Genomic DNA, 21,155 nt, shown 5'->3' with positions numbered 1-21,155 from the left:
GAGATGGACACTCTCGGAGTGGGTATCGGCTGGCGCTCGGAGATCGACATCACGGTGGAACGACTGCCGGGCGTGGACTTCGTCGAGATCGTCGCGGAGAACCTGAACCCGGACCGGCTGCCGGAATCCGTCACGATCCTGCGCGAACGCGGCCTTCCGGTACTGCCACACGCCGTGTCCTTGTCGGTCGGTGGCGCGGAACCCGTTGACATGAAACGGGTCGAGCACCTCGCCAAGCTCGCGGACGTGCTGGACGCGCCGTTGGCGAGCGATCACGTGTGCTTCGTGCGCGCGGGCGGACTGGACTCCGGCCATCTGATGCCGGTGCCGCGGACCCGGGAAGCGCTGGATGTGCTTGTCGCCAATGTGAAGACTGTGCAGGCGAACCTGAACGTGCCGTTCGCGCTGGAGAACATCGCGGCTCTGCTGGAATGGCCGGACGCCGAGCTGACCGAGGCCCAGTTCCTCGGCGAGCTGACCGAGCGGACCGGCTGTCTGTTGCTTGTGGACGTCGCGAACATGTGGGCCAACGCCCGCAACCTCAACCAGGACCCGGTCAAGCTCCTCGACGAACTTCCGTTGGAACGCTTGGCGTACGTGCACGTCGCGGGCGGCGAGGAACACAACGGCGTCTACCACGACACGCACACCCACCCCGTGTTGCCGGAAGTCTTGGACGTGTTGTCGGAGTTGGTGAAACGCACCAAACCGCCGGGCGTGCTGTTGGAGCGCGACGGCGACTACCCGTCCGACGACGACCTTGCCGCCGAACTGCAGGCGATCCGGGACCGGCTATGACGCAGCCACAACGCGATCGTCTCGCCCAGCAGCAGGCCCAATTGCTCCAGGCGTTGCTGGCCGGTGGCCCGCCCCCGCCGGGATTCGATCCGGACCGCATTGAGGTCGAGGCGCGGGCGCTGCGCTCGAAACGGCGGCAGATCGTGGCGACGGTCGAGCCGGAGGTGTGCGCCGACCTCGACGACAGGTTCGTCCCGCTGTTCACCGAGTACGCCAAGGCGCATCCCCGCAAGGACGGTTCCCGGATGCGGGATGACGCACGCGGGTTCGTGGAATGGTTGCGGGCTGAGGGACATCTGGCGAAGGTGAAGTGGTGGCGAAGGCGTGCAACGAGAAGCTGGTGAGGACCGTCTTAGTGGCGTGAACCGGAACCTCGTCGCCGCACTCGCCCTCGCCTGCGCCGCGTTGACCGGCTGCGGGACCACCCTGCAAGGCGCGGGCATGCCGTGCGGTGGTGCGGCCCTCCGGAAGGGCATTTCGCTGGACATCGACCCGGCATACGCGCCGAAGGTCGGCTCCGCACGACTGACCGCATGCTGGAACTCCTCGTGCCACGACAAGCGTCTTGAGTTGTATCCATCGACCTCGGCCAGCGCGCAGCCTTGCCCGTCAACTGGACCGGATACCGCGTGCGGTGCGCGGCTCGAGCAGACCGGTGGCAAGAATTCCTTCGCCGACCTGCCGGAACTGCCCGCCGGGCCGGTTGAAGTCACGCTGCGATTGATCGATCCAGCCGGTGCCGAGATCGGCGCACCCCGTCTGATGATCACGCCGAAAGTCAGCTATCCGTCTGGTCCGGACTGCGGAGGCGGCACACCGCAAGGTGGCGTACTGGTGTCCCCCGATGGGACGGTCAGCGAACGTCCATAAACACCCAGTGATTGCTCGCTGGGGAAATTTACTTTCGAGTTTGTCCTGTTGAGGACTTGTCACCCCATTGAGTCACCGATAGCTTGCGGTGACCACTGACAGTGGTTCATCGACTCCATACCGTCGATGTCTGGGGCATGCGCAGAAAACCGATCGGGAGGTTTTTCAGGTGCATTCAGCCAAGAGACGGACCGCTAGACGCATCAGCGTCGGGGCTCTCGTTCTCGGGGTGGCGTTCAGTACGGCACAAGGTGCCGCCGCGGCACCAGTTACCGAGCAACCCAACGGCACTTCGATCACGCTCATCACAGGCGACCGGGTTGTCCTTGTCGATGAGGCGTACAACGTGCGCTCCATCGTTCCCGGCAAGGGCCGGGAGAAAATGGCCTTCTCGACGTACAAACGCAAAGGTCACCAGTACGTCGTTCCCAAGGATGCGGTTTCCCTTGTCGCGCAAGGACGTCTGGACGAGCGACTGTTCGACATCACCCTGCTGACCGAATCCGGCTACGCGGACGGCGCGAACAGCAACACCGTGCCGCTGATCGTCAGCCACGCACCAGGAGCCCGCGTCGCGGGCGTGACCACAACCGCGAACCTGTCCGCTGTCAACGCTTCCGCGGTCACCGCGGACAAGAGCGGCGCCGCATGGTCGTCGCTGACAAGCGGATCAGTGAAGAAGGTCTGGCTCGACGGCAAGCGCAAAGCCTCGCTGGACCGCAGCACTGCCCAGATCGGCGCCCCTGCCGCGTGGCAGGCCGGATTCACCGGCGAAGGCGTGAAGGTCGCCGTGCTGGACACCGGCGTCGACCAGACGCACCCCGACCTCGCCACCCGTGAGATCGGCGAGAAGAACTTCAGCGACTCCCCCGACGCCGTCGACCGCGTGGGCCACGGCACGCACGTCGCCTCGACCATCGCAGGCACCGGCGCCAAGGCGAACGGCAAGTACAAGGGTGTCGCGTACGGCGCCAACATCCTCGACGGCAAGGTGCTCTCCGACGGCGGCTACGGCTATGACTCGTGGATCATCGGCGGCATGCAGTGGGCGGTCGACCAGGGCGCCAAGATCGTCAACCTGAGCCTCGGCGGCGCGGACACGCCGGACATCGACCCGATCGAAGAAGCCGTGAACACGTTGTCCGCCAAGCACGGCACACTGTTCGTCATCGCCGCGGGCAACAGCGGCCCCGGCGGGGAAACCATCGATTCGCCGGGTAGCGCGGACGCCGCTCTGACGGTCGGCGCGATCGACCGTGACGAGAGCATCGCGCAGTTCTCGAGCCGTGGCCCGCGTATCGGTGACGCGGGGATCAAGCCGGACGTCACCGCGCCCGGTGTCGGCATCGCCGCGGCAAAGGCCGCCAACGCCCGGATCGGCGCGCCGGTCGCCGACGGCTACATCTCCATCTCCGGCACGTCCATGGCAACGCCACACGTCGCTGGTGCCGCCGCGCTGTTGGCGCAGGTGCACCCGGACTGGTCCGGCGAGCAGATCAAGTCGACGCTCGCCGCGTCGGCGAAACCCAACGCCAGCCTCAACGCGTTCCAACAGGGTTCGGGCCGTGTCGATGTGGCCAAGGCGATCACGCAGGCCGTGACGACCTCGCCGACCAGCATCAGCCTCGGCACCCAGCTGTGGCCGCACGACGACGACCAGCCCGTCGACAAGAGCCTGACCTACCGCAACGCGGGCAAGGCGGATGTCACGTTCGACGTCACGGTCAACGCGCTCGGCCCGGACGGCAAGCCAGCCCCGGCGGGCCTGCTCACCGCGTCGCCCACGAAGGTGACCGTGCCAGCCGGCGGCGAGGCCAAGGTGACCATCACCGGCAACACCAAGATCAACGCGCTGGACGGCGTCTACTCGGGAACGCTGACCGCGACCGCTGGTGACGTCACGGTCAACACGCCGGTGGCGATCAACCGCGAGCCGGAGAGCTACTCGCTGACCATCAACCACATCGGGCTGGATGGCGCGCCTGCCAAGGGGTACAGCACCGCGTTGTACGGCTTGGAATCGGGCAAGTTCAGCTCCGCGTTCGATCCGGACGGCAGCCCGACGCTGCGTCTGCCCAAGGGCAACTACGTGATCGACAGCGCGCTACCCGGCCAGGAAGTCATCAACTGGCTGGCGTTCCCGTCCTTCACCCTGAACGAGGACACCACGATCGATCTGGACTTCCGGCGGACAAAACCGACCAAGGTGACGCCGACGGATCCGGCGTCGACCATGCTGCTCGCCGACTTCACGTACCAACGGACGTTGGGTCGCAACAGCTTCGGCTACGGCTGGGTGCTGCTCGGCGGCAACCTCGGGCAGCTGCACACCGCGCACGTCGGCCCGGAACTGCCGCCGACGGAACTGATCACCCAGATCAACAGCCAGTGGGACACGCCGTCCGGTGACTACCACGGATTGGCCTTCTACCAGAACGGTGTCTTCCCGACCGGCTACACCAAGGCGGTGAAGAAGGAGAGCCTCGCGCACGTGCACGGCACCTTCGCGGCGACCGTGCCGGGCAAGACCGGTCTGCGCTACGCGTTCCCGTACCCGAAGTTCGGCCTCGGCCCTGGTGCGTGGGCGACGTTGCTGCCGGTCAAGCTGCCAGGTGACCGCCACGAGTACTACACGACCGAGGACGCGGCGTGGAGCCCAGGCCTGTACCAGCTGAGCGAGGACGGCCGGCTCCTCGAGTCCCGGCTGGCCAGCCCGGTGAAGGTGTTCCAGGCAGGCCGGACGTACGAGGAGTCCTACAACCGTGGCGTGTTCTCCCCGGTCATGCCGCAGACCAGGGCGGCAAGCCAGTACGTCACCCGCACGGAGAACAAGATCTTCGTGAACATCCCGTTGTTCGGTGACGCGGCAGGCAACGCCGGTTCGTCCCTTGTGGACAAGGGATCGACCGTGCTTTACCGCGACGGCAAGAAGATCGGTGAATCTCCGAGTGCCGCGTACGGCCAGTTCGACGTTCCCGCGGACACGGGCACGTACACGCTGACGGCCGAGGCGGTCCGCAGTGGCGTGTCCGACGTGTCCACGACAGTTCGTGGCGCGTGGACGTTCCGTTCGGGTCCGGTCGGCACGGATCCGGTCCGGCTGCCGTTGTCCACCGTGCGGTACACGCCCGCGTTGGACGCCACGAACTCCGCTCCGGCGGGTGAGTCGTTCATCCTGCCGGTATCCGTGCAGGCCCAGAACAGCGGGCAGGGCACGGTGCCCAAGTCACTGACCGTCGACGCGTCGTTCGACGGCGGCCAGACGTGGACGGCGACGACGGTCGTGGCGAACGTGTTCGCCATCGTCCAGCACCCGAACGATGCCACGTCGGTGTCGTTGCGGGCCAAGGCGACCGACCGGGCGGGTAACACCGTCGAGCAGACGATCATCAACGCGTACAAGCTCAACTGACCTGTTCACCCCGCGGAGCGGCTTCGGGCTTGCCCCCACACCCGGGGCCGCTCCGCCCCCTTACTTCGGATCTACGTCAGTCGACCGATGTCTCCCGTTCACCTTCGAGACATCGTGTATTCATGCACCCCCACCCTGACGAACACGACCGCTGGAACTACGCCGTCCGCGGCGAGAGCCGGATCCAGCGGCTTGACCGCAACTACGGTGAGATCCTGCAAGAGCTGCGCGTGGCCCAGACCGGGGTGCAGTTGCTGCTGGCGTTCCTGCTGACCGTGGCGTTCACCCCGAGATTCGCCAGCTTCACCCTGTTCCAGCGCGATATCTACGTCGCCAGCCTTGTGCTCGGCGCGGCGGCGAACGCGCTGTTGATCGCGCCAGCGGCCTTTCACCGTGTGGTGTTCGGCCAACGGCTCAAGGAGAAACTGGTCCGCTATTCCAACAGGTTCGCACTGTGCGGCCTCGCCCTGTTGATGCTGGCGTTGACCTCGGCTCTGTTACTCATTCTGACCGTCGTCCTCGGCATGAACGCGGGTTCGTGGCTAGCCGGTGGTGCCTTGGCGTGGTTCGTGTTCTTCTGGTATCTGCTCCCACTGTGGCACCGGGTGCGTTCCCGCCGGTAGAACACTTACCGCAAAGCGGATCCGGGCGTGGGTTTCAGCCTGAGCCCTTCGCTGTCGCCTGCGTGGATTGTCACGTACATCTGCTCCTCGCGTACCGGCAAACGTGGGTAGGTGTTCTGGGCGACATAAGGTCTGAAGGCCACGACCGGATCCGTGACATCAATCGGCTGCGGCGAGGCTATGGCGGTGTACTGGCCGTATTCAGCCTCCTTTGGCAACTCCCCCAAGGGTTCCAGCAGTAGCACATCGTCCGAGTCGATCATGGTCGCGTTCGCCGCGCGGCCGTGTGTCCGCCACGCTTCGCCCTGCTCGTAGAACGCGATCAGGGCGTTTCTGCGTTGTTCCATGTCCTCGAAACCCCTGAGCCACACGAACTTGTCCGGGTTGTCGAGGTCGTAGAACAGGCCGATCAGCGTGATGCCAACGGCTTGCTGGGTGTGGATGAAGTGCTTCTCGAAGATGTCGACGAGCGTGTCCCGTGCGCCGGGTTTGAGGGTGTACTGCCTGAGTTCGACTATCACCCGTGCATCCTCGTGCGCCGGTCAGCGCCGAACGAGTGGCTTGGTTGCCGACATCCGTAAGTTTCCGGCCAAACTCAGCCGGAGGCGCGGCGACTGGCTTCCCGCGCGATATCGGTCCGCGAGTTCACGCCCAGCTTGTTCAAGATGTGTGACACGTGCGTGCCCACAGTCCTTGGCGAGAGGAACAGCCGCGACGCGATCTGCCTGTTGGTCAAGCCTTCCACGACCAAAGCCGCGATCTTGGACTCCGTCGGTGTCAGGCTTTCCCAGCCGTGCGTGGCTTTCTTGTGCGCCACCCTCGGCGCCCGCCGGATCCCCGCGGCCCGTTGCACGGACGCGAGCCGCGCGATGTCCCACGTGGCGCCAAGTTCCTCGTAGACGGCATTCGCCCTGGCGAACGCGGCACGGGCGGAACTCAAGTCGTCGGCGGCGACAAATGCCGTCGCGGCGGCCTCGAACGCCTTGGCCTTGGGCAGTCGCCGGTCGGTCTCGCCCGCCGCCGCCAGTAGCATCGCCGGATCCTGGCTCAGCAGGCCACGGCAGTACAGCGCGGCCGACCGCCATCGCGGCGCACCGTCCACATTGGCCGCTACCTGGGCGGTGACTTCCTTGGCAGTGACCAGATCCCCGATCTGCACGGCGAGCCTGACCGCGTCCGGCAGGATGTCCTCGATATCGGTTTTCTCGTCGAGGTCCTCGATGAGTTCCTTCAACGCGGTGACCGGGTCGCCCGCGTACTCCGCGTCCAGGCTGCGGGCCATGTTGAGGTTCGCGACGATCCGCAGCCCGACCTGACCGGCGAAAGGCGCCGCCGCGGCGAGGTGCTGACGTGCGGTTTCCGGGTCGTCGCGGTGGAAGCAGATGATCGCGGCAACACCGTGGTCACAGCAGACCACGCTCGGGTCCTTGACCTCGGCGGGCAGCACGTCGACCTCGGCCAGCGCCTGGTCCCAGCCGCCGGTGCCCAGCAGCAGCTGGCCCATCGCACTCTGCGCCTGAGTCAGCCGGACCAAGCTGCCCGTGCGCTCGGCCTCGGTACGCATCCGGCCCGCGACTTCAAGGGCTTCCTGGTAACGGTCGAGGTCGCCGAGCGCCACGGCCTGGTTGATCTGCAGCAGCAGGCGCAGGTCGGTGAGTTCTGGATCGTCTGCCGCGACTGTGAGGGCGTTCTCGGAGAACTCAAGGGCCGCGTGGCTGGCCCCGCGCATCATCGACACGAGCATGCGTACGTGCAGCGCCCACGCGGTCGACCACCGATCGTCGGTGAGCCCCAACGCTTCCAAGGCCAGCGCCTCGGCATCGTCGACCTGACCGAGATCCCGGTTGACGCGCGCCGCGAGCACCAGCAAGCGGGCCCTGTGTTCAGGGCTCAGCCCATCTGTTCCCAGCGCGGATTGCAAGGCCGCCAAGGCTTCCGGGGAACGGCCCGCGAGTGAACGGCACTGCGTCATGATCCGGTACAGCTCGACCAATTGGGACGGCTCGGGCTCGCCGGTCAACGCCCGGCTCGCGACCTCAGCGGCTTCCGCGGGTTCTCCCATCCGGAACAGGGCGTCTGCCAACAACTCCGGGAATGTTCCTGTGCGACGCAGAACCTCGGCCGCGACCTTCGGCGCGTGCCCGACGAGCGCGGGCGCCGCATCCTCCAGCCACCGGGCAAGCCATTCCTCGTCACGGACATCGGCAGGCAGCAGCTGCCTGGCCACACGGTCGACGGGTGCACCGCTTTCGGCGAGTGCTTTGGCCGCGTCCCGATGCCACGCGGCCCGTACCGCGACCGGAAGTTGTTCGTACAAGGCGATTCTGATCAACGGATGCCGGAAGGCCAAGCCGTCGGGCGCTTCGGTCAATATCCCGGCCGCGCGGGCTTCCTCCAGCGCGGGAACCAGTTCCGCGGTCGCCAATCCGCTGACCACACCAAGGTCGCCGACTGAAAAGTCACCACCGAGCAAGGCTGCCGTGCGGACCACGTCGAGCACGTTGGCGGGCAGGTAGCTCAGCCGCTCGGTGATCGCCGCGGACAATGACCGAGGCGTCCGGTCTGCCGCGGTCTCGACGACCCCGGACTCGGTCACGAACAGCCGCCCCTTCTGGGTGAGCGAGCCAACGAGTTCGGTCAGGTACAACGGGTTTCCGGCCGCACCCGCCGCGAGCCGCCGCAGCCGGTCACTCGGTGGTCCACCGGCCAACACCGTCAGCAGAGCGCTTGCGTCCGCGTCTGGTAGGCGGGACAACCGGATCCGGTCGGTCATCGGGATGGATCTGCGCAGTGCCATCAGATCCGCGCGTTGCGGAATCGGCCGCATGATCCCCACGAACAGCAAGGGGATCTGGCGGACCAGACGGGCCAGCCTACCGCAGAGCGCGACCGTGTTGCGATCGGCCCACTGCAGGTCGTCCACGACCAGCACAGCAGGGCCGGACGCACACGTTTCCTCAAGCAGGGTCAGCAGATGCTCGGCGACCGCCGTCGGCACGTCAAGGCCGCGCCCGATCGTGGTCTCGCCGCGCAGCAGCTTGGCGATGGTCTCGCGCCGGGGATCAGCGGCGCTGTGCACCCGCAGCCCGTCCAGCAGCGGCATCAACGGCAGGTCTTGGCCCAGTTCGTCGCCGGAGCCCCAGAAAACCTGGATGCCCGCGTCCGCGCATGCCGCGCGGACCAGCATAGATTTGCCGATCCCGGGTTCGCCCTCGACCAGTACGGCATGGCCACGGCCATCGCGCAGCTCACCGAGCCAGGCGCCGAGCCGGGTCAGCTCACCGTCCCGGCCGATCAGTGCGCCTGATCCGGGCATACCGGAAAGAATACCTGGTGAATACGATCTTAACAATGCTCATTAGTCAGCCTAAGAATTGTTCGCCACACTCGGTTCTGTTTACTTTCCGATGCACATTCCCGGGGCGGCAACCAATCGTTGGCCAACTATTTACCGCACACTCCATCGCCGATTACTGACGCACTGCCACGCTGTAGCCACATTTCGTCCGATCTCCACAAGGTTTCCGTGCGGAGGAATCATGCGGGCACACCGTCGCATCATGCTTATCGTGGCGAGCGCGACCGCGGCACTGGGTTTCGCGTTTGTCGGTGCCATCAGCACCGTCGCGGCCCTGTCGCCGGATGACATGGGATACAACCGAAGCAGCACCGTCACCGTGGCCGACATGGGCTACAACCGCGGCGCTGGCACCAACGACATGGGTTACAACTGACCAATTCTTGACCGCTGCGCCCGAATGGTTAACGACCATTCGGGCTTAGCGCTATTCGCGTCACGGCAAATTGGCGACGAGTTCAGCAGCAGGCAACCGCGTGCCGGTATAAAAAGGAACTTCCTCGCGCACATGCCGCCGGGCCGTGCTGCCCCTCAGATGCCGCATCAGATCCAGAATCCGGTGCAGTTCATCCGCCTCGAACGCCAGCATCCACTCGTAGTCGCCCAGCGCGAACGACGCGACGGTATTGGCGCGCACGTCCGGGTAGTCCCGAGCCATGTGGCCGTGCTCGGCCAGCATCTTGCGGCGCTCGTCGTCCGGCAGCAGGTACCACTCGTACGACCGGACGAACGGGTACACGCACACGTACTTGCGGGCTTCCTCACCAGCCAGGAACGCCGGAATGTGACTCTTGTTGAACTCCGCGGGCCGGTGCAGCGCCACCTGGCTCCAGACCGGCGTCGACGCCCGACCCAGCGCGGTCCGGCGCAGCCCCGTGTACGCGGCCTGAACCTGCTCGATCTCCTCCGCATGCCACCAGATCATGTAGTCCGCGTCCGCACGCAACCCCGCCACGTCGTACACGCCACGCACGACGACACCCTTGCCTTCGAGCGCGTCGAGATAGTTCTGGGCCTCAGTGGCCGCCGGACCACGGTCATCGGGCAGCTTGCCCGGTTCGATCCGGAACACCGACCACATCGTGTAGCGGATCGTGTCGTTGAGTTCGGTGTAGTTCAGACGAGCCATGCCTACATCGTGGCACGGGCCACGGGTTGGTTGCGCAGCACGTACTCCACCAATGTGACCAGGACCTCCTTGGCGGATTCCCGGTCACGGGCGTCGCACATCGCGATCGGCACGTCCGGGCCGATGTCCAGCGCCTCGCGTACCTCGGACAACTCGTAGCGCACGGCCCCGTCGAAGCAGTTCACCGCGATCACGAACGGCACGTCACGCTTCTCGAAGAAGTCGATCGATGGGAAGCACGTGTCCAGCCGCCGGGTGTCAGCGAGCACGACCGCACCGAGCGCGCCGTAGGCCAATTCGTCCCACATGAACCAGAACCGGCCCTGGCCTGGGGTGCCGAACAGGTAAAGGATCGCCTGGTCGTTCAGCGTGATCCGGCCGAAGTCGAGCGCGACCGTCGTCGTCCGTTTGTTCTCGATCCCGACCAGATCGTCGACGCCGACGCCCGCCTCGGTGAGCAACTCCTCGGTCGACAACGGGGCGATCTCGCTGACCGCGCCGACCATCGTGGTCTTCCCGGCACCGAACCCACCCGCGATCAGGATCTTGACCGCGGTGGGTATCGCGTCAGAGCCGTCGGACACCATCGAGCACCGCCTGCAGTAGTTTCATGTCTGGGACCCTGACATCGCGTGTGGGGTTGCGGGCTATTACTTCCCGCTGCTCGATCAAGTCCGACACCAGGACCTTGACCACCACGATCGGCACGTTCATCCGCGCAGCGAGCTCAGCGATGGACAGGGGCTGATGACACAGTTCGAGGATGGAAACATAGTCGGCGTCCAGCGCGACCGTGTCGATGACATCCTTCGCCGCGACCACAAGCGTGATCATGTTGAGATCAGGGTTCGCCGGCCGGGTCCGCCCACGCGTCATCGCGTAGGGACGAACCAGCGGACCGGCCTCGTCGTCCACCCAGTTGTCGCGGCCGGCGGTCATGATGTCGGCACGCCGAGGTGTTCTATCCGCGGTGACGCGTTGAGCACCGAGCCGACCTGTTTGACCAGCAGGTTCATCTCGTAGGCGATCAGGCCGACGTCCGCCTCCTCCTCGCCGAGCACCGCGAGGCAGGTACCTTGGCCGGCCGCGGTGACGAACAGGAAAGCGTGTTCCATCTCCACGATCGTCTGCCGCACCTTGCCGCCGCCGAACTGCCTGCCGGTTCCGCGCGCCAGGCTCTGGAACGCCGAGGCGACAGCGGAAAGGTGCTCACCGTCTTCCTTGGACAACGCCGCGGACCGGCCGACGAGCAGGCCGTCGGCGGACAGCACGACCGCGTGCCGTGCCCCGACCACCCGGCCGACCAGGTCTTCGAGCAACCAGTCCAGGTCAGCGCCTGAGTTCGCCTTCTTCATTCAGTTCTCCCCTACTGATCCTCGTCACGTGCGCGCCGGGTCTGGTACTGGAAAGCCGACATGATGCTGCGGACTTCCTCTGGCGAGCGACCTCCTGTCGGGTCCTCGTCGTCCAGTGGCATCGGCGCGATCTCTCTGAGCTGTGGTGCCAGGCTCGCCTGCCTGCGCCGTCGCGGCAGGGCTGGCTTGTCCGACGTGCCCGGCTGCGGGGCAGCGACCGGCATCATTCCTGGCGAGGTGTGGCCTGTGGGAATGTGTTGCACGGGTGTGACACTCGGCTGCGGCTGATCTGGTTCAGCCATGTCTTCTTCTGGCCACAAAGGCTCGGGTTCCTCCCAGTCCAGCGCCCGTGGCGAGACCTCGCCGGTTGTCTCGGCCGCTGTCTCGGCCGGCAGCTCGTCGACGGGCTGGAACAGCGAAACCCGGAACGGCAGTACGTCGTCGACGTAGTCCGGATCGGGGGACGCGGCCCGTGCCGACGGCACCGGATCGAACGGCGAGGTCGTGTCATCCTGGTCGGCCTCGACCAGCAATGTCGCGGGGATCAGCACAATCGCCCTGGTACCGCCGTAGGAGGACGAACGCAGCTCGACCTTGATGCCGTGCCGTGCCGCCAGTCGCGCCACTACGAACAGGCCGAGCCGTGGATCGCCTTTCAGCGCCATCGACTCGAAGTCCGGCGGGTCGGCGAGTACCAGGTTGTGCCGGTCGCGCTCGTTGTCGTCCATGCCAAGGCCATTGTCCTCGACCTCGACCACAATGCCTTTGGCAGCAGGCTCACCGGACAGCCGGACGTGCGCCTGTGGCGGCGAGAAGGACGTTGCGTTGTCCAGCAGTTCGGCCAGCAGGTGCATGGTGTCCGCGACCGCGGAACCGACCAGCGACACCCGTGGCACGCCCTGCATCCGGATTCGCTTGTACTGTGTGGTTTCCGCGACCGCACCACGAAGAATGTCCGCCAGCAGAACGGGTTTACGCCACGCACGGCCCGGTTGCTGGCCACCGAGGATGATCAGGTTCTCGGCGTTGCGGCGGGCTCGCGTCGCCAGGTGGTCCAACGTGAACAGAGCGTCCAGCTGTTGCGGGTCTTCCTGTTCACGCTCGAGCTTGTCGAGGATCTTGAGCTGCCGGTGGACCAATGCCTGGCTGCGGTGGGCGATGCCGAGGAAGACGTTGCGGACACCGGCGCGGGCCTGTGATTCCTGCACGGCCGCTTCGACCGCGGTGGCGTGCGCGGCGTTGAACGCCCTGGCCACCTGGCCGATCTCGTCCTTGCCGAAGTCCAGCATCGGCAGTTCGGTACTCACGTCGACCTGCTCGCCGGTGCGCAGCCGGGACACGATCGGCGGCAGCTTCTCCACCGCGAGATCCAAGGTCTCGTAACGCAACCTGGTCAGCCTGCGTGCCGTCGAGCGCATGATCCGCATCGCCGCGATGATCACGATCAGCGCGACGAGCAAGGCGATCGCGCTGCCGATGATGGCCTGTGTCAGGCCACTGCTCGACTTGCTGTCCGCCAGCCTTGCCGAGTCGGCGAACTGCGTCACGCCAAGCTGCTCCAGATCGGCATAGACCTTTCCAGTGACGTCCCGCCACTCCTGATCACTCACCGGAGGCGCGGCGAGCTGTCCGTCCGTCCGGTTGCGATTGGTCACCACGGTCCACGGGCCTTGATTGATCAAGGTGTCCTCCGCGGCGGTCAGCCGTTTCCAGTCCGCGCCATCGCGTATCTCCTGGTAGGCCGACCTGACCTCTTCGGAACCGTTTTGTGTGGACAATTCGAGCTGTTGCCGATAAGCACCCGATAGCCGGGTGAATTCGACGTGATCCGATTGATTCAGTACGCCAGTAGTAATAGCGCCACCGGCGACCGTGCCGGCGCGTGACATCAGGTCGGCGGCCCGGAAGAGCGAAGTCACCTCGACACCACTGAACGCGGTCTGCTGATCGGGCACCGCTCTGGCCATGGTCTCGAAAACCGTCATGCTGACATCAGCGAGTTTGTTGTAAAAAACGTACAATTCCGGCCGCTCGATCGTCTTGGTGTCGAGCTGGCGGCGTACTCCGGCGAGTTCGTCGAGCGCGCGGGTGAAGTCGGCGTACCGATCCTGGACGACCTGCGGCGAGTCCGGGAGCAGCGGCTCGACCAGAGTGCGCACCTCGCGCACGGACTGGTCGGTCTGAGTGCGTTTGTCGGCCAGCTCGGCTCCGGATCCCGAGGCGGACAAGCTCTGTGCGCGTTCCGCTTGCACCGCGGCAAGCGCACGCACCGCCTTCGGCATGGTCTCCTGCATCGCTTCGCTGACCGCGCGTAAGTAGATCGCGTCGTACAGCCGGGGCATGCTCACAGCGAGCCACATGACGACAAGAGCGACTGCGGAAAACACCACAACGGCGGTTAGCCGCGTCCGGATAGAGCCGTGGCCCTGGCGCCGGTCACCCAGAAATCTCACGATACTCCACCGGTGTCGAATACTTTTCAAACAATTCGCGACACCCGCAAGAGATCGACGCACGATACTCTTTTGTGAGTCACCTGATAAACGACCACAACGGTGCCGCACTGTAGCACAGGCGGTTAGTCACCCACTAGGCCACTCGGCGCACTAATTTCGCCCGATCGCGACGTCAGGTAAGCGCCAATCGCCGATGCGGCGGTGTGCGCCGAGTCGATGACAGCGGGGATACCGACACCGCGCAAAGTCGCACCGGCAACGGCGAGACCAGGCATTTTATCGACCGAGTCGAGTATGGCGGCGACGGCGGACGTATGGCCTACTCCGTACTGCGGAAGCCCACCACCCCATCGGGTCACGGTTCGCTCGACTGGCGCAACATCGACTCCGGTGAGTTCCCATAGATCGGACACCACCGCGGCGGCCAACTGGTCATCATCACGCTGCAGCGCCTCGGCTTCGCCGTACCGGCCGACCGAGGCCCGCAACTGAACCGGTTCGCCTTCCGCGTTGCCCCACTTGCGACTGGTAAAAGTGAAAGCCTTGGCGGTGAACGGAGTTCCGTCCGCGTGTCGCTCCCCCACAGCCAGCAACACGCCACTCGACTGCGGCAACACAGTGTCCGGCGGCAACGCAAGGCTCACCACGGCCATCGAAGCCACCTCTATCTGGCCATACGCAGCCGAGGCCTGCGGGACTTCGTGTTCGAGAAGCTTGCGGGCAGAGGGCGCGGGCACCGCCAGGATGACCGCGTCGGCGTCCAGAAACTCCGGTGCGGCCGCGCTACCGATTTCCAGCCGCCAGCCACGCTCGGTTCTCGTCAGCGCCCTTGCCGGCAATCCCAGGCGAATTCTCGCCGCTGACCGCTTGGCGAGCTCGTCCACCAGCTTCGCCATGCCTCCGCGTAGCGCGCCGAACACTGGCGGTTGCGAGCCTTGTCTTGGCGGGCCAAGGACTTTGCCGACGGCCTCGGTCAACGTCTGTTCTTTGCCGACCAGAGGGGCCATCGTGGCGCGCAGCCCGAGCATGTCCGCGCGGCCCGCGTAGACACCGCCCAGCAAGGGTTCTACCAGCCGGTCCACCAGTTCACGCCCGAACCGTTCACCGATCACCTGGCCCACTGAAACGTCCGGTGCGTCAGGGTCCGCGTCGACGCGCAACGGCGGCAGGTCGCGTTCGGCCGCGACTTTTGCCGTTCCGTCAGCCGAAAGCACGCTCCTGACCTCGTCGGCACTGACCGGCAGTCCGAGGAAAGTCCGCTTCGGCAAGGCAACCGTGCGCCCGGCGGCGTGGACAGTCGCCGCCGACAACACGGGATGTACGAGATTTTCCGTCAGCCCAAGCTCTTCGACGAGCTTGATCGCTGTCGGATTGCGAGTGACGAATGCTTCCGCGCCAACATCGACAGCCGCGCCCGCCAGCTGCATGGTCCTCAGCTTGCCGCCGAGTTCCCGTGCCGACTCGATGATCGTGATCTCGGCGTCGGGGTGCAGTGTGCGTAGCCGGTAGGCAGCCGCGAGCCCGCCGATGCCGCCACCGACGACAACAACCTTGGCGGCCATCAGCTCAGGCTGTGGACCAGTTCGACAACCCTGGTCAGCATGGTCGGGTCGGTCTCCGGCATGACACCGTGACCAAGGTTGAAGATGTGGCCGGCGGCGGCCTTGCCCTCGGCGTGAATGCGCCGAACCTCACGCTCGATGACATCCCATCCCGCGAAAAGCATGGCGGGATCAAGGTTTCCCTGCACGACAGGCTTTGGCGCGTCGGGTGCGGCGGCCTCGAGTCTGCGCACGGCCTCGTCCAACGGAAGCCGCCAGTCCACACCGACCACATCGGCACCGGCCTCGCGCATCGCGGGGAGAAGTTCGGCGGTACCGACACCGAAGTGGATGCGCGGCACACCAGCGAACGCCAACCCGGCCAAGACCCGCTGGGAGTGGGGAAGGACGTACTCTCGGTAGTCCTTTTCGGACAGTGCACCGGCCCACGAGTCGAAAAGCTGGACGGCGTCGACGCCGGCGTCCAATTGGACCTTGAGGAAGTCGAGGGTGTAGTCGGCGATCCGGGCCAGCAGCGCGTGCCACACCTCGGGCTCGGCCTTCATCAGCGCCTTCGTGCGCTCATGGTGCTTACTCGGACCCCCCTCGATCAAATAGGAAGCGAGGGTGAAAGGAGCACCGGCGAACCCGATCAACGGAACGTCGCCCAGTTCCTTGACCAGCAAGCCGACCGCCTCGGCGATCGGATCGAGGTTGGCGAGATCCAGCTCGGGAAGTTCCCGCACGGCCTTCTCGTCCCGCACCGGCTTCGCGACCACCGGCCCAGTGCCCGGCACGATGTCCAGATCGATCCCGGCGGCCTTGAGCGGCACGACGATGTCGCTGAAGAAGATCGCCGCATCAACCCCATGCCGCCGAATCGGCTGCATGGTGACCTCGACGACCATGTCCGGCGTGAAGCAGGCCCGCAGCATCGGCGTGCCTTCGCGGAGCTTTCGGTACTCAGGAAGCGAACGACCAGCCTGCCGCATGAACCACACCGGCGTCCGCGCTGGTCCTAGGCCGCGGGCTGCGGCGAGCAGAGGAGCGTTGGCAAGGTCGCGGCGGACGGGCGAGGCTGTGGTCACCTTTCCTATCGTTCCACACCGCCGAACGGGTCATTTCGGCCTGAGCCGGTCCGTCGGCTGACCTTGTCCCCGACCCCCGGTCGGGGACAAGGTCACGAACACTGATCAACTTCATCGACCGAACGTACGCGGTGTTGCTCGGCGCGCCATCCAGGCTCACCGACTCGGGTGGTCCTACAGTTACCTGTCGTGACTGCGTCCAAGGCTTCCGAAGCACCCGAGGTCTTTCGCCAGGCCGTCGCGGCGCTGCGGTCGGTCCGGCCGCGACCCGAGGTCCAATTGGAGGAGGTCCGGCCGCCCCAGCGGCTGGCACCATGGGCCTTCGCGATCACAGCCGAGGTGAACGGCCCAGCCGAAGTACTGGCGACCGGACGGCTCGTCCTGCTGCACGACCCACAAGGTCAAGAAGCATGGGACGGCGTCCTCCGAGTGGTCACCTTCGTGCGCGCCGAGTTGGACGCCGAGCTGGCCTCCGACCCCCTGCTCCCCGCCGTCGGCTGGTCATGGCTGACCGACGCCCTCGAAGCCTCAGGAGCCAAGTTCGCCGCGCTCGGCGGAACCGTCACGGAGACCTCGTCCGCCCGATTCGGTGACATAGCAGGCCCAGCCCGAACCGACGACCTGGAGCTGCGTGCCTCGTGGACGCCACGAACGGGGGAGCTCCAGCCACACGGCGAGGCCTTCTGTGACCTGCTCGCCAGCGTGGTGGGTCTGCCCCCGGTCGGAGTGACCCTCTTCAACACCTGACGCGGCACGCCATCCCCGAGGATTCCACCTGCCCACCCGGCCCAACGTCCGCCAGGTCCCAGCCGTAACCCCAGCTCGACCACCACCAGATCCCAGCCACAGACCCAGCTCGACCACCACCAGATCCCTGCAGCCTGCCTGCCGGTCCGATCTCCACCAGATCCCAGCTGAATGCCAGCGCGGCCTCGCCAAGCCCAAGCCATCTGCGCGGCTCGCCCCACCGGATCTCAGCCACAGGCCCAGCTCGACCACCACCGAATCCCAGTCGCCTGCCCTTCTCCGCCGCTGTCCTTCTCCGGCTCCGGCCTGCTTCTCTCTACCTCTCGGCCGCTTCCTCGGTCGCCCGCAACACCCGCAGCGCGTTTCGACCAGCCAGTTTGGCGCAGTCCTCCTCACTCCAGCCGCGGTCGAGCAGTGCGCCAATCAAGACCGGGTACTTGGAGACGTCCTCAAGCCCGATCGGCAACGAGCCCACCCCGTCGTAGTCGCCGCCGAGTCCGATGTGGTCGATCCCGGCGACCTCGCGGGCGTGCTCAACGTGCGCCACGACTTCATCCAGGGTCGCGTCCGGCGACTTCGGACCGTTCCACGATTGGGTGAACTTCTCCCTGACGGTCAGGTCCCTGTGGTCCAGACCTTCGGTGGTCATCGCGTTCTGAAGCGCTTCATCCCACTCGGACAATGCAGGCGATACAAATCGGGGGACAAACGTGATCATGCACACACCGTCGTTCGAGGCCAGCGATTCGAGAACATCGTCAGGGACGTTGCGAGGGTGATCATTCACCGCTCGGCACGACGAGTGGGTAAAGATCACCGGCGCTTGTGACGTTTCAATCGCGTCGCGCATCGTCGCGGGCGCCACGTGGGAGAGGTCGACCATCATCCCGATCCGGTTCATCTCCCTGACGACTTCACGGCCGAAATCGGTCAGCCCGTCGTGCACCGGATCGTCGGTCGCGGAGTCCGCCCACGGCGTGTTCAGGTTGTGCGTGAGGGTCATGTAGCGGACGCCGAGACGCCGCAACGCGCGCAGCACGCCAAGTGACTCCGCGATGCAATGGCCACCCTCCGCGCCGAGCATCGACGCGATCTTGCCTGCTCGGAAGGCCTCTTCCGCCTCATCCGCTGTCGTGGCGATCGCCAGATCGTCCGGGTAACGTTCCGCTAGGCGGTATACGACCTCGATCTGCTCGAGCACGGCGGTGACCGCGGAATGCCCCTCGAACTGACACGGCACGTATACCGACCAGAACTGCAACCCGACGCCGCCCTCCCGCAAGCGGGGGATGTCGGTATGCAACCCAGGTTGCGGGATTGCCAGGTCTGTCGACGCCACCGCGACGGCCGGATCCGGACCGGCGATCGACCGCAGCGCCCACGGCAGGTCGTTGTGACCGTCGGCCAATTGGGTCGCTTTCAGAAGAGCGACCGCACGGTCAAATCCTGCGGACTTCATTACCCATGACCTCGTTCCATCGCGTTGGGGCATGCTTCCGTTACGTCACCAATACCGGAGTCACCTGATCGTGTGACAACACGTCCAGAAAGTGACAACCCGATCGGATACATACCCGATTGATCGTCCCGTTGACCCGCTTGGGCGGCTAGGCTGCCCTCGTCGACACCACTTTCGGTCCATCAGCGGCGCGGCTGATTGGCGGAAAGTCCCAGTGCCGGTCGGGGGGCACGACCGACTACAGGGAGGTAGTGACGTGGCTGCCGTCGGCTTAGGTCAGGCCGTTCGAACCACGCCAGCTGGCGCGTTGCCAGCGAACATGGTCCCGCACCCGCGGGAAGAGCTGTTCTCAGTGTTGGTGGTCGACGACCACCCGCTGCTGAGGGAGGCGATAGCTGCCCGGTTGACCCAGATGGGCGCGGGCACAGTGCACGAGGCTGCTTCGGTGGCCGAGGCGAGGGCACGGGCGTTGGCCACTGGGCCATGCGACCTGGCGATCCTCGACCTTGGGCTGCCCGACGGCTCAGGCATCGAACTGGTTACGGAACTCCGTAGCCATGGGTGGCCCAGGATCGTGGTTCTGGCGTCGTCCGACGACCCGTACGCCGTGCGTTCGGCCTTCCAGGCAGGGGCCCAGGCCTACCTGCTGAAGTCCGCATCGCCGGTGGTGGTGACCGACGGAGTTCGGCGAGTGCTCGAAGGCGGCGTGTACGCCGACCCGAGTGTCGCTCCCGTGCTCGCGACGGGCACCCGGGTTCCGGGGACTGACAACACACCGCGGGAACTGTCCGCCCGTGAGGTTGAGGTGCTGCAATTGGTCGCCGATGGCCAGAGCAACAAGGAAATCGGCGAGGCGCTCAACCTGTCCGCACTTACCGTCAAGAGCCACCTGTCGCGCATCGGCAGGAAGCTCGGGACCGGTGACCGGGCTCAGATGGTTGCGCTGGCCATGCGTGCCGGCGTGATCCGCTGAAACGCTGTTCGCCCGAAAACGTGCGATCGGCGGGTGACCCTGACGTAGGGTTTCCCGCCGTGAGCACACCCGGATCTCCCACCAGCGACCAGCCGGAACCAATTCCTCTGGTCGAACCAGCGGGTGGTACGCCACCTGTGGTGACTCAGCCGGCAGAGCTGCGGCGCGCGGCCGCAGCTCTGGCGGCAGGTCATGGGCCGGTCGCGGTCGATACCGAGCGCGCGTCCGGGTACCGGTACTCACAAAGGGCGTACCTGGTTCAGCTCCGCCGCGAAGGCGCGGGAACAGTGCTGGTCGACCCGGTCGCGTTGAACGACGAAGTCGACTCACTGATCGAAGCGCTGCAAGGCACGGAGTGGGTGCTGCACGCGGCATCCCAGGATTTGCCATGCCTAGCCGAGCTAGGCCTACGGCCAAGCAAGCTCTTCGATACAGAACTGGCAGGACGTTTGGCGGGCTTCGACCGAGTAGCTCTCGGAACGCTCGTCGAACGCGTGCTGGGCTACCGGCTGGAGAAAGGCCACGGCGCCGCTGACTGGTCGCGCCGTCCCCTTCCCCGCGAGTGGCTGAACTACGCGGCACTGGACGTGGAGCTGCTAGTCCCCCTGCGCGACGCACTGGAAGCAGAGCTCGCGTCGCAAGGAAAACTCGACTGGGCGCTGCAGGAGTTCTCGGCTCTCAGAGACGCTCCGACGCCTGAGCCACGTAAGGAGCCATGGCGGCGTACTTCAGGCATCCACCGGGCCCGTGGGGCCCGCGCATTGGCCTTTGTACGAGCGCTGTGGGAAGTACGTGACTCCATCGCGCGAGAGCGAGACGTCGCCCCCGGCCGCGTCCTGCCCGACAGCGCGATCGTGGACGCGGCAGTAGCCGCCCCCATCGACGAAGCAGCGCTGGTCAAGCTCCCCGTTTTCCGAGGCCGGTCCCAACGACGCCTGGCAGGCACATGGGCACGGGCGCTGAAGACGGCGGCGGCGCTGCCCCGCAACGAACTCCCAGACCCATCCCCGCAGCAGGACGGTCCTCCCCCACCGAACCGGTGGGCCGACAAGGACCCCGCGGCAGCCGCGCGGCTCTCCGCGGCCAGGGCAGGCCTTTCAGCGCTGGCCGAGTCCCTGCGGCTCCCGGTGGAGAACATGGTCCAACCAGACCTGATCCGCCGAATCTGCTGGACACCGCCCGCATCGATCGACGTCGACGCGACAGCGGCGGCCCTGCGAGCGGGCGGCGCGCGTGAGTGGCAGGTCGACCTGGTGGCCGAGCCGCTGAGCAAGGCTCTGCACACCACGCCATCCACTGAGTGACGGCAGGCTGCCAGCCAGCAGCCCTGCCCAACTCCGCCTACA

The 21,155-nt window shown here is 65.9% G+C and carries 20 protein-coding genes; 9 read left to right on the top strand and 11 right to left on the bottom strand.

Annotated elements, in window-relative coordinates:
* The first annotated feature begins 3 nt into the window (after positions 1 to 3).
* From LWC34_RS43935 to LWC34_RS43915, 5 genes are all read left to right on the top strand, one after another.
* On the top strand, positions 4 to 798 hold the full coding sequence (locus tag LWC34_RS43935; RefSeq protein WP_233731240.1) for an MbnB/TglH/ChrH family RiPP precursor modification enzyme: 795 nt from the start codon (positions 4 to 6) through the stop codon (positions 796 to 798).
* The gene (locus LWC34_RS43930; RefSeq protein WP_233731239.1) at positions 795 to 1,142 is read left to right on the top strand and encodes an SCO6045 C-terminal-like domain-containing protein; all 348 of its coding nucleotides are present in this window, start codon (positions 795 to 797) and stop codon (positions 1,140 to 1,142) included. Before LWC34_RS43935 ends, LWC34_RS43930 begins: the two co-directional genes overlap by 4 nt.
* Positions 1,143 to 1,158: 16 nt before the next feature.
* Entirely contained in the window at positions 1,159 to 1,668 is a 510-nt protein-coding gene (locus tag LWC34_RS43925; RefSeq protein ID WP_233731238.1) for a hypothetical protein, read from the top strand.
* A 229-nt stretch (positions 1,669 to 1,897) separates the two neighbouring features.
* Entirely contained in the window at positions 1,898 to 5,080 is a 3,183-nt protein-coding gene (locus LWC34_RS43920) for a S8 family peptidase (protein WP_233731237.1), read from the top strand.
* 122 nt (positions 5,081 to 5,202) lie between these two features.
* Positions 5,203 to 5,703, top strand: a complete 501-nt coding sequence (locus LWC34_RS43915) for a DUF6328 family protein (protein ID WP_233731236.1) — start codon at positions 5,203 to 5,205, stop codon at positions 5,701 to 5,703.
* 5 nt (positions 5,704 to 5,708) lie between these two features.
* On the opposite strand, the gene LWC34_RS43910 is transcribed toward LWC34_RS43915, so the two are convergent.
* On the bottom strand, positions 5,709 to 6,224 hold the full coding sequence (locus tag LWC34_RS43910; RefSeq protein WP_233731235.1) for an NIPSNAP family protein: 516 nt from the start codon (positions 6,222 to 6,224) through the stop codon (positions 5,709 to 5,711).
* A 74-nt stretch (positions 6,225 to 6,298) separates the two neighbouring features.
* Entirely contained in the window at positions 6,299 to 9,019 is a 2,721-nt protein-coding gene (locus tag LWC34_RS43905; RefSeq protein ID WP_233731234.1) for a helix-turn-helix transcriptional regulator, read from the bottom strand.
* 244 nt (positions 9,020 to 9,263) lie between these two features.
* Between LWC34_RS43905 and LWC34_RS43900 the strand changes: the two genes are divergently transcribed.
* Positions 9,264 to 9,437 (top strand): hypothetical protein, encoded by a 174-nt coding sequence (locus tag LWC34_RS43900; protein WP_233731233.1) that lies wholly within the window; start codon positions 9,264 to 9,266, stop codon positions 9,435 to 9,437.
* Between the two features lie 60 nt (positions 9,438 to 9,497).
* On the opposite strand, the gene hemQ is transcribed toward LWC34_RS43900, so the two are convergent.
* The 7 genes from hemQ to hemE form a co-directional block, all read right to left on the bottom strand.
* Entirely contained in the window at positions 9,498 to 10,190 is a 693-nt protein-coding gene (gene hemQ, locus LWC34_RS43895) for a hydrogen peroxide-dependent heme synthase (RefSeq protein ID WP_233731232.1), read from the bottom strand.
* A 2-nt stretch (positions 10,191 to 10,192) separates the two neighbouring features.
* Entirely contained in the window at positions 10,193 to 10,777 is a 585-nt protein-coding gene (locus LWC34_RS43890) for a GTP-binding protein (RefSeq protein WP_233731231.1), read from the bottom strand.
* Positions 10,758 to 11,129: a DUF742 domain-containing protein gene (locus LWC34_RS43885; RefSeq protein WP_233731230.1), complete on the bottom strand. Its 372-nt coding sequence runs from the start codon at positions 11,127 to 11,129 to the stop codon at positions 10,758 to 10,760. Before LWC34_RS43885 ends, LWC34_RS43890 begins: the two co-directional genes overlap by 20 nt.
* The gene (locus LWC34_RS43880; RefSeq protein WP_233731229.1) at positions 11,126 to 11,545 is read right to left on the bottom strand and encodes a roadblock/LC7 domain-containing protein; all 420 of its coding nucleotides are present in this window, start codon (positions 11,543 to 11,545) and stop codon (positions 11,126 to 11,128) included. Before LWC34_RS43880 ends, LWC34_RS43885 begins: the two co-directional genes overlap by 4 nt.
* Before the next feature lie 11 nt (positions 11,546 to 11,556).
* Positions 11,557 to 13,998, bottom strand: coding sequence for a sensor histidine kinase (locus LWC34_RS43875; RefSeq protein ID WP_233731228.1), 2,442 nt, complete (start codon positions 13,996 to 13,998; stop codon positions 11,557 to 11,559).
* A 125-nt stretch (positions 13,999 to 14,123) separates the two neighbouring features.
* Positions 14,124 to 15,563: a protoporphyrinogen oxidase gene (gene hemG / locus LWC34_RS43870; protein ID WP_233731227.1), complete on the bottom strand. Its 1,440-nt coding sequence runs from the start codon at positions 15,561 to 15,563 to the stop codon at positions 14,124 to 14,126.
* The gene (gene hemE, locus LWC34_RS43865) at positions 15,563 to 16,630 is read right to left on the bottom strand and encodes a uroporphyrinogen decarboxylase (protein ID WP_233731226.1); all 1,068 of its coding nucleotides are present in this window, start codon (positions 16,628 to 16,630) and stop codon (positions 15,563 to 15,565) included. Before hemE ends, hemG begins: the two co-directional genes overlap by 1 nt.
* A 189-nt stretch (positions 16,631 to 16,819) precedes the next feature.
* On the opposite strand from hemE, the gene LWC34_RS43860 reads away from it, so the two are divergent.
* A complete protein-coding gene (locus tag LWC34_RS43860; RefSeq protein WP_233731225.1) occupies positions 16,820 to 17,377 on the top strand; it encodes a DUF3000 domain-containing protein in 558 nt (185 codons plus the stop codon).
* Here the strand turns inward: LWC34_RS43860 and LWC34_RS43855 are convergent.
* Together LWC34_RS43855 and LWC34_RS43850 are read right to left on the bottom strand one after the other, a co-directional pair.
* Positions 17,367 to 17,612: a hypothetical protein gene (locus LWC34_RS43855; protein WP_233731224.1), complete on the bottom strand. Its 246-nt coding sequence runs from the start codon at positions 17,610 to 17,612 to the stop codon at positions 17,367 to 17,369. The two genes, LWC34_RS43860 and LWC34_RS43855, sit on opposite strands and share 11 nt — an antisense overlap.
* A gap of 81 nt (positions 17,613 to 17,693) precedes the next feature.
* Complete coding sequence (locus tag LWC34_RS43850; protein WP_233731223.1) at positions 17,694 to 18,836, bottom strand: dipeptidase; 1,143 nt, start codon at positions 18,834 to 18,836, stop codon at positions 17,694 to 17,696.
* A gap of 256 nt (positions 18,837 to 19,092) precedes the next feature.
* Between LWC34_RS43850 and LWC34_RS43845 the strand changes: the two genes are divergently transcribed.
* Entirely contained in the window at positions 19,093 to 19,809 is a 717-nt protein-coding gene (locus LWC34_RS43845; RefSeq protein ID WP_037262141.1) for a response regulator, read from the top strand.
* 59 nt (positions 19,810 to 19,868) lie between these two features.
* Entirely contained in the window at positions 19,869 to 21,113 is a 1,245-nt protein-coding gene (locus LWC34_RS43840; RefSeq protein ID WP_372496771.1) for an HRDC domain-containing protein, read from the top strand.
* Positions 21,114 to 21,155: the final 42 nt, after the last annotated feature.

The organism is Kibdelosporangium philippinense (genome assembly GCF_021390435.2).
In the GTDB taxonomy this organism is placed as follows: domain Bacteria; phylum Actinomycetota; class Actinomycetes; order Mycobacteriales; family Pseudonocardiaceae; genus Kibdelosporangium; species Kibdelosporangium philippinense.
Note: the sequence above shows the minus strand (reverse complement) of the source record. Positions and strands in the feature narration are given on the sequence as shown.